The 10,091-nt window shown below is 65.6% G+C and carries 4 protein-coding genes; 2 read left to right on the top strand and 2 right to left on the bottom strand.

Annotated features, from left to right (window positions below; genetic code table 11):
• Positions 1-70: 70 nt before the first annotated feature.
• Entirely contained in the window at positions 71-364 is a 294-nt protein-coding gene (locus ACWEFJ_RS38795; protein WP_449716861.1) for a transposase, read from the bottom strand.
• Between the two features lie 521 nt (positions 365-885).
• Here ACWEFJ_RS38795 and ACWEFJ_RS38790 point away from each other — a divergent pair.
• Both ACWEFJ_RS38790 and ACWEFJ_RS38785 read left to right on the top strand, forming a co-directional pair.
• The gene (locus tag ACWEFJ_RS38790) at positions 886-8,031 is read left to right on the top strand and encodes a PA14 domain-containing protein (RefSeq protein ID WP_449716860.1); all 7,146 of its coding nucleotides are present in this window, start codon (positions 886-888) and stop codon (positions 8,029-8,031) included.
• 17 nt (positions 8,032-8,048) lie between these two features.
• Entirely contained in the window at positions 8,049-8,513 is a 465-nt protein-coding gene (locus ACWEFJ_RS38785; protein WP_449716859.1) for a hypothetical protein, read from the top strand.
• 172 nt (positions 8,514-8,685) lie between these two features.
• Here the strand turns inward: ACWEFJ_RS38785 and ACWEFJ_RS38780 are convergent, their stop codons facing one another.
• Entirely contained in the window at positions 8,686-9,783 is a 1,098-nt protein-coding gene (locus ACWEFJ_RS38780) for an integrase core domain-containing protein (protein WP_449716858.1), read from the bottom strand.
• Between the last annotated feature and the right edge of the window lie 308 nt (positions 9,784-10,091).

The raw sequence follows: 10,091 nt of genomic DNA, 5'->3' as shown, positions 1-10,091 counted from the left end.
ACCGAACGACGAGCCGATGTCCACCAGGCCATCCTCAGCCTGGCCTGCTCGATCATCTGCCTACGGAAACTCATTCTGAACTGATCACTAAGGCAAAATACGCGGCCGCCTTGCGCAGGATGTCCTTCTCCAGCTCCAACTCGGCCACGCGCTTGCGCAGCGCCCGCAGCTCCTCCTGGTCCACCGCGGCCGCCGTGTCGACCGGTCCGGCCTGGGCCTGTTCGGTGGTACGGACCCAGGTGCGCAGGGTCTCGTGGTTCACGCCCAGCTCACGGGCGACCTGCCGCAACGGCCGGTCCGACGAACGAGCCAACGCGACGGCGCCCCTGCGGAACTGCTCGGGGTATTTCGACTTGCCCGACACGGGGACATCCTTCCCCCAGACCGCTGTCTGGGGTGAGGGTGTCCGTTTCAAGGGGACAACTTCAGAACGTCGTCGTGCCACCGGAACACCCCCGCGTGTGCGGGGTCGAGTGCGCGATCTGGTTCCTGACACCTCGGCGCGCCTTCAACAGGTTCTCGTCGAGCCTGGCTGCCTGTTTGGTTACCACGACACCGAGGAGGCCCGTTCCATCGCTGATGCGGCTGTCTGGCGTTACTGAATTGAGGGTGATGTTCCGCACGTTTTGTTGATGTTGGCCCTAATGGGATCGACGTGCATCCTTGGTTGGCTTGTCAGACGCGTGTCTCGGGGACTCGCAGAGAAGTCAGGGGATGGTCTTGTTGAGTCGCCCGTGGGCGAGGGTTCGTCGTGCCTCGATGCGCAAGTCCGGGGTTGTGGCACTAGCGGTCGTGTTGATCGCATCTGTGGTCGAGCCGGTCGCAGTTGCTTCTCCGAGTCGGATCAGTCAGTTGGCTCAGGCTGGTCACGAAGACGTGCCTCCGATGCCGAGCGAGCCCGGCGAGGCGGTGGATCCCGAGCCGGTTGGCGGTGACTTCTCCGATCCCGGTGCTGTGACGGCGCAGAGGATCGAGAATCCGGATCAGGTGACCAAGCGTCCGACGACGGGTTTCTCGGAGGAGCGGTCGCAACTGGTCGAGCGGACGCCGTCGGCGAACATCTACCGCAATCCCGATGGCACGAAGACCGCCCGGTTGTTCCAGGAGGTTGTGAACGTCCCGCGGGACGGCATCGGTGAACTCGTTCCGGTGGACACGAACCTGGAGTTGGAGGACGGCACGATCAAACCGAAGCAGGCTCCGGTGCAGGTGGCGCTTCCGGAACGTACGGATGGAGACGCCGCGATCGAGGTCGTCGCCCCCGGTGGTCCGACGGCGTCGTTGGAGTTCGAGGGCTTGGCGGATCGTGTGGCGGAGATCGCCGGTCGTGTCGCCACCTATCGGGGTGTGCAGTCCGGTGTGGACCTGGAGTTGCATTCGTTGTCGAGCGGTGCGAAGCACGTCTTCGTCCTGCATCAGGCGGTCGCTGAACCGGAGTGGCGGTTCCGACTGGAGCTGGATGCCGGGCTGGCTCCGGAGCAGCAGTCCGACGGTACGGTCTTGGTCCGGGACACCGCAGGAGAGGTGCGGTTCGTCGTCGCGGCGCCGAAGATGTGGGACAACCAGCGTGACGAGCGGTCCGGTGAGTGGCGGCTCGGACCGGTCTCGCAGCGGTTGGAACGTGTTGGAGACGGCTGGCGGGTGGTGCTGTCGGCTGATCGGGCGTGGGTGAATTCGCCCGACCGCAAGTTCCCGATCAAGGTCGACCCCGGACTGCACACTCTGTACGCGGCGTATGACGCCTATGTCACCGACGCCTACCCCGGCAACAACTACGACGTCGACTGGGAAGACGGGCGCGGCTACATCAACAAGGTCGGCTACTGGCCGGGGGCCGGTACGAACCAGACCTACGCGTTCTACGACTTCTTGCCGCACGTGCGCGGCAAGCAGATCCTCGGTGCCGAGTGGAACGCATACTGGGTGCACTCGAACCTGACCAGCCCGACGAACGTGCGACTGCGTGATGTCCCCTGTGCGTGGAACCGGTCGACGATCACGTGGGACAACCGACCCTGCCTGGGAGGCGTGTACGCGGACTCGACAGGCGTGGCAGGGTCGTGGACGACCATCGACGTCACGGACTGGGTCAGGAACTACGCCAACGGCACGTGGGCGTACCAGGGCTTCATGGTCGAGACCACGCAAGGCCAGGACGGCTGGAAGAAGATGGCCGCGGCCGAGGCGGGCCCCGACGGTGGCGCTTCGGTCGTGACGGTGGACTTCAATGACTGGCCGACAGCGCCGAGCCGTTCGGAATGCAGCACCGGCTGCCAGTTCCACACGCGCGACGTCACGTTCTCCGTGCACACTGACGACCCGAACAACGACAAGCGGTATGTGCAGTTCTACGTCTCTACCAACCCGAACGTGATGGCCACCTACTTCGCCTCCCACCAGGTGGAGATCACGGGTGATCAGAACATCGCTGAGTGGCGCATCACCCCGACCGCGCTGACCTGGAACACCAAACACTACTGGCGGGCACGTGTTGTCGACGAGTACATGCCGGAAGGGTCGTGGTTGTACTCGCCGGTCTGGGACTTCACGCCGATCAACCAGACACCGCCGGTCCCGGCCCCGACCGGTCCTGTCGACCGTGCCGTCGTGTCGACGGAGCAGCCGGTGTTGACGGCAGCGGCGGTGTCGGACCCCGACCCGGGTGACGTGGCGCAGTACGAGTTCTCACTCGCCACAGGGGCGGACGGTCGTTCGGGCCTGGTCGCGCGGTCCGGTTGGTTGAACAGCCCGTCGTGGACGCTCCCGACTGGTGTGGTGAAGGATGGCGCGACCTACACGTGGACCGTGCGCAGCCGGGACCGCGACCAAGACACCCAGTCGCTGTACGGGGCGGCGCGGAGCCTGCGGGTGGACCGACGTCTGGGTGCCCAAGGCCCGGTGCCGGGCGACAAGTTCGGGCCGTTCACGGTGAACTTGGCCAACGGCAACCTGATCACCAGCCTGTCGACGCCGAAGATGAACACTGTCGGCGGCGAAGTCGGTGTGAACCTGGTCTACAACTCGCAAGCCGCGAAGGAAGCCGGATTGGTCGGGTCCTATTTCGCCGGCGACTCGAAGGACGGGATCGCCGACACCGACTTGCCTGTCCTGGTGCGCACCGATCAGCAAGTGTCGTTCAACTGGGACGAGAACTCGCCCTACGAGCCGGTGTTGGGCAGGGATGGCTTCCGGGTCCGGTGGCAGGGTTACCTCAAGGTGCCCGTGAGCGGTAGCTACGTGTTCGGCGGCAAGCACGACGACGGCATGCGCGTGTCGATCGGTGATCAGCAGGTCTACGACGGGTGGACCGTGTGCGGCATCTGCCTCGGGGCCGCGCCGCGATTCGACGCCGCCGTGCCCAAGCAGCTCGAAGCCGGCACGCCGTACCCGATCCGAGTCGAGTTTCGAGAGGACGGAGGCCGGGCCGAGGTCGCTCTGTGGTCGAAGAAGGGCACCGAGAACGCCGTGCCGGTGCCGGCATCCTGGCTGGCACCGACAGCGTCGGCGCTGCCACCGGGATGGTCGCTGTCGGCGGATGTCGACGGCTCGGGCAGCGGTTACACCAAGGCGACGCTGTCCGAATCCGGCGTCACCGTGACAGACACCTCCGGTGCCGCACACGCCTACGTCAAGATGTCCGACGGCGGCTACCAGCCGCCTGCCGGCGAGTACGGCACCCTCTCGCGCGACGTGGAGGGGCGACTCACCCTGATCGACTCCGATGGCACGACCTACCTGTTCGGATCGTCAGGGAACCTGGAGTCGATCACCTCGCCCACAGACGCGCGCAAGCCGGCGGCGGCTCGGATGGAGTGGACGCGTCCGGACCAGAACAGCCCCGTCCCACGACTGACCAAAATCATTGATCCAGTGTCGCAGCGAGCGATCACGCTCCATTACTCCGGGGCAGCGGCTTGCGGCAGCCCGGGAGCGTTCCATCCGGTGCCCGCGGGTTACCTCTGCGCCGTCGAACTGCCCGACGGCGCCATCACGACGCTGTCCTACCTCAACGGCAAGCTGGCCCGCTTCCGCAACCCGGGAGCTGAGTTCACGGACTTTGCCTTCACCCCGGACCACCTGATGTCCGCGATGCGGACACCACTGGCGATCGACTGGATCCACGTCGACCTCGCCAACCGCAACACCCAGGGTCCGAACTACCAGATCGGATACACCGGTACGACCACCAAACAGGTCGCGTGGATCAAGTCCCCGGAACCCACCGGAATCGAGCAGAACCCCACTCGACGTCTCAAGCGCGCCTACGACTATGGCCCGGACTGGGCCGAGGTCGACGTCGACGGGCTCACCCCGGCATCTGGCTTCTACCGGCGCATCACCCGCGACCTCGGCGGAAGGATGCTCACCGACACCGACGCGAGCGGAAGAACCAGCGGCTTCGAGTGGGCTGAGGACGACAGGCAGCTGTCGTCGACCGACCCTGCGGGCCGCAAGTCGACGACCGTCTACGACGCCAAGGGCAACCCGATCGAAACCTTCGGTCCCGCACCGGCGAACTGCTTCGGTAGCGACCGTCGTCCACTGAGCCCGATTGCCGCGGGATGCGAGAAGATCCCGACGAGCCGCACCGCCTACGACGAGGGCATGACCGGCTTGGCGGGCACCTGGTGGACCAACCCGAACTTGTCCGGCGCTGCGAACGCCTACTCGACACGCAATCCCAATACCAACTGGTCGACGACCACACCGGCTGACGGCATCGACGCCGCCGGGCCGTTCTCGGGGCGCATGACCGGCCAACTCCAGGTCGACACCGCGGGCAAGTACTACATCGGCACCAGCGAACCAGACCCCAATGACGGCCTGCGGGTCTACGTCGACGACAACCTCGTCACCAACCGCACCTACTCGGCCGCGGTGCTCGAATCCAAGCCGATCGGCTACTGGCGGCTCGGTGACGGCGACAGCACTGCCAAGGACGTCTCCGGCAACAACCGCAACGGCACGGCCGCCGGGACGGTGACACGCAGCCGACCCGGAGCCATACCAGACGACACCGACGCCTCGACCGACTTCGCCGGAGGCCGTGTCGAAGTCCCAGCTACCGGTCTGGCGCTCACCGGCGCCATGACCGTCGAGATGTGGGTCAAACCCCGTGTGACGACACGGTGGGGAGGCAACCAGGACCTGATCAACAAGATCGACCACGCCGGCACCCGGCGAGCCGCGTTCGACCTTGTGCTCCGCGAGGACAACCGCCTGGAGCTGCACCAGGACTCCGGTAACGCCTCTACCAGCCCGGGTGCCAGCACTATGGGCGTGGCCACGAACTTGTGGAACCACGTCGCGGTCACCCGTGATGCCAACAACAAGATCGTCTACTACATCAACGGTCACAAGGCCGGCGAGGGCAACGCCGGTCCCGCCGGGGCCACGACCGGCCCGGTCAAGATCGGCTTCCGCGACGGTGAAACCCTGGGCTCCGAAGCGACGATCGACGAAGTCGCCGTCTACGACAAGGTTCTGGCGGAGAGGGACATCATCCGCCACACCAGCGCCGCCCGAGGCGTCAACACCGGCCGCCAGGCCATCACGCTCGAAGCCGGGACACACCGGATCCGACTGGATTACCAACAACATCCGTTGAGCGGAAACCAGAACCGCCTGACCAAGGCCCTGGCGGTGACCTGGAAACGCGACGCGGGCCCGTGGGAGGTCATTCCGCCGGAGAAGTTCGTTCCCGACTACCGTCTGGCGACGTCGACCTCTACCGCGGACTCCGACGGGCGGACAGCGCAGCAGGTGGCGAGTTCATACCTCGGCACCGGGCTCGATCCTGCGTACGGACTGACGACCTCCACGGCGTTCAACCCGGACGGACTCGCGCTGACAGCACAAACCGAGTACGAGCAGCCCGGCTCGGGCTTCCTGCGACGCACGGCCCAATCGCTGCCCAGCGGTGCCAAGATGACCTACCAGTACTACGGCGCCAACGAGAGCCGAACCAACCCGTGTGATCCCAACGCGGCACCGGTCCCACAGTCAGGCATGACGAAGGTATCCGCCTCGCCGACGGCAGCCGACGGCACAACGCGAACCGATGAAGTCGTCTACGACCTGCGAGGCCGTGTGATCGCCGACGCGACCACGGGAGACTGGGCCTGTACGCGGTACGACGAGCGTGGCCGGGTCATCGAGCACACCTACCCGGAGAACAGCACTGCCGCCGCCCGCACGGTGACCCACGACCATCAGGTCGGCGGGAACCCACTCGTCACGTCGACCTCCGACTACAACGGCACGGTCAGCACGACAGTCGACCTACTCGGCAGGGTCACCGCATACGTAGACGTCCACGGCACTCGAACAGAGACCCTCTACGACCTGCCAGGCCGGGCCACGACCCAAGTGGTGCACCCGCCGATCGCGACCGACCCTAGGCAGGTGATCGACTACACGTTCGACGACGCGGGCCGCATGTCATCGGCCAAGCTGGACGGGGCCACGATCGTCACGGCCGGATACGACAACGCCGGCGAGCCGTCGGGTGCCACCTATGCCAACGGCACATCCCTCAAGACGATCGTCCGCGATCCTGCCGGACGGGTGACGTCGCTGCTGTGGCGCACATCCGACGGCCGTGAGATCGCCTCTACGGTGACCCGGTCCCAGTCCGGAGCGGTGATCGACGAGTCTCTCGATGGCATCGACCCGAACCCGCAGGGAACGAACTACCGCTACGACGCAGTCGGACGCCTGGTGGAGGCCTGGGTGTCAGGCCACCACTACTCCTACGACTTCACCTCCGCCGGACCCTCCGGATGCCCCGACGGCGCCGTCGGGAACGCGGGCGTCAACAGCAACCGGGTCCGCATGATCGACGAGACCTCGGCAGGAGTCACGGAAACCGGCTACTGCCACGACTCGGCGGACCGCCTGCTGGCGACGACGGGGGCCGGCGCGATCACCGGGTTCAAGTACGACCGACACGGCAACACCACGGAGTTCACCTCTGCCGGCGCGACCACCTACCTCGGCTGGGACTCCGACGACCGCCACCTCACCGCCCGGACGACGGGACCCGATCCCGCCTCGGTCGGATACACGTGGGACGCCATGAACAGGATCACGCGCAGGTACGCACAGCAAGGCGACAACATCAGCACGGTCCTGTACTCCTTCACCGGACACGGGGACACGGCGGACCTGGCACTGGACACGAACAAGAGGGTCGTGAGCCGAAGCCTGGCCCTGCCCGGTGGTGTGCTGCTGACCGTTCGCCCGGAGAACGGGACGGCCACGTTCAAGGTGGACCACCCGAGCGTCCGCGGTGATCTCGTACTCACCACGGACGCCGCCGGACAGCAAACGGGTCCTCTGCGGACGTATGGTCCCTTCGGTGAAGTCCTGACCTCGATGCCGGACAACCTGCCCGGCGACTTCGACCACGGCTGGCTGGGGCAGCACCAACGCCCTTACGAGCACGCCGGGGCGCTGTCGATCGTGCAGATGGGTGCGCGGCCCTACCTGCCCGCCGTAGGCAGGTTCCTCTCGGTCGACCCGGTCGAGGGCGGCAGCGCGAACGACTACGACTACGCCAACGGCGACCCCATCAACAACACCGACCTCGACGGTCAATTTGCGCACCTCATCGCGGCCATCGCCATCGTGATCATCCTGTTCGTCGCGATCGCCTTCGCCGACCTGGCATACCGCATGTCCAGGGCTGTTATGGTGCCCGTTCCGCACCTGCCGTCCTTCCGTAATCCTTTCGGTGGACGCAGCTACACGGTCAAACACGGGTCCGGTATTCCCAAGATCATGGCGGTCGCCTCGGTCGGCCGGATCAACAGCGACGTCCGAAAGGGGCGTGCCCCGAAGACGGTAAAGCGGGCGGACACCGGCAAGATCCCCGGAGAACAGGAGCACGTGCACCTCAAAGACAAACCCAACCAGAGCCAGGCCCCGCACGCGCTCAACAAGGACGGGACCTGGAAGCATGGAGGGCGGCCGTTGACCAACGAGGAGAAGTCGTACCTCAAGGGCCAAGGCTGGGTCCTGCCCGGGTGAGTGAAAGGATGGCAGACATGCGTGCCTGGCTCGATGCGGCGGTAGCGGGGCCGAACTATCGTAAGCACGGCTTCGACTCCGTGCACATCGATGAACTGATCGACGACTACACAGAGTCCCGCGCCCTCGCGCTCGGCTTCGACCTGCTCGACGAACTGGTGCGCGCATACGAGCCTCAGGCCGCCAACATGATGGCTTCCTTGGCCATCGTGCTGAGCTACGAGGACCACATGGACCTATCAGCGCCGGAAGCCGCACACCTTGCGGGCGCGTGGGACGGGTTCACACCCCCGGACATCTATGTTCAGGCGAGGGCGCCGAGACTGGTTCCCTATGTTGTAGAGGAATACAAGAAGCCGTATCCAACTGGCACGTTCACTGCGCCGTATGGCATCTATTACGCGTACTACCGTTGTCATAGGCAGAGTGACAGTGTCGAGTACACGCGGGCGGTGTACGTCGAGCATTACCCGGCGGCGTGACGAACCCTGTAAATCGTGACCGCCTCGACCGTGACGCAGGCTGCGATCGGGTGCTCGATCCAGGTCAGGTAGGTGAGTCGGTGACGGAGCCCGTCTTGGGCTTCGCCACCCACTCCCCGCCGACAACCTCCGAGTGGAACATTGTGCTTGCCGAAAATGTCGTCCGTGCAGGTCAGGCGGCGTGGTGATACTCGTTGAGGATGCCGCCCAGTCGTTGCTGTCGGCGGACGTCGAGTCTGGTGATCGCTGCTTGATCGGTGACGGCTGGTGGCAGGGCGCGTAGTGGTCGGACGTTGGCGATGCCTTGGTGGGGTCGGTGGGTGTTGTAGTACTTCTCGTACTCGCGTAGTGCGTGGAGTAGGTGCTGCTGGTTCCAGATGAGGGTGCGGTCGAGGAGTTCGTGGCGGCAGCTGCGGATCCAGCGTTCCATGATCGCGTTCATGCGCGGTATCCGGACACCGGTGAGGAGGACCTGGACACCGGCGTTGGCGAGGACGGCGTCGAACAGGGTGGGAAACTTTCCATCCCGGTCGCGGATCAGGAATCGCGCGGAACTATCCGCCTCTTCAAGATCCATGACGAGGTTCCTGGCGGCTTGGGTGACCCAGGAGGCGGTCGGGTGCGCGGTGGCGCCGAGGACCCGGATTCGGCGGTTGGCGTGCTCTATCACCGCGAGCACGTACAGGCGGGTGCCGCGCAGGGTGGTGGTCTCGAAGAAGTCGCAGGCCAGGAGTGCGTCGGCCTGTGAGCGGAGGAAGGCCGACCAGGTCGTCGTGGTGCGCTCGGGTGCCGGGTTGACCCCGGCGTCCTGGAGGATCTGCCAGACGGTGGAGGCGGCGACTGTGATGCCGAGGATGAGGAGTTCTCCGTGGATGCGTCGGTAGCCCCAGGTGGGGTTCTCGCGCGTTAGGCGTAGTACCAGGAGTCGGATCGAGCGGATGGTTCGTGGTCGGCCGGGCCGTTTGGGGCGGGATCTGGCGGCGTGGCGGCGGGCGATGAGGTCGCGGTGCCGCCGCAGCACCGTCTCCGGGCGTACCAGTAGGCGGAGCCGATGAAGCGTTGCGACGGGAAGCCGGTGCAGCAGCGCCGCGATGAATATCCGGTCGGCAGGGGAGAACCGAGGGCGGGCGTTGCCCAATTGGCGTTCCAGGATGGTGATCTGATGGCGTAGCACCAGGATCTCCGTGTCCTTGTCCCGGTCGCTCAGGGGCAGCAGGCGCAGCAACGCGAAGGCGTTGGTCACGCCGAGGTAGGCCAGTCGGAGCAGCACAGCGGGTCATCATGCCGTGCTGGTCGATGCCACGGCGGATGACCACCGTGCTGTGAGCGCTTCGAGCTCTTGGGCTTCGCACGCCCTCTACCTGCGTGAATGGAGTTCTCGGCAGGTACAACGCCGCCTGACTTGTATGAATGGCCGCCTGACCTGCACGGACGATGTTTCCGGCAGGCGCAGGGTTACGCCATGGGAGTGGTGTGATGCCTCGAGCGTTATTCAGAAGGTCACCAGCCTTGGCGGTAGTGCTCGAGGTTGGTGACGATGCGGATGACGGTGGGGAGTTCGGCCAGGCGTGCGCGGTA

The organism is Actinosynnema sp. NPDC004786, from assembly GCF_053601135.1.
The sequence above is the reverse complement of the archived record's forward strand: the minus strand, read 5'-3'. Positions and strand labels throughout refer to the sequence as shown.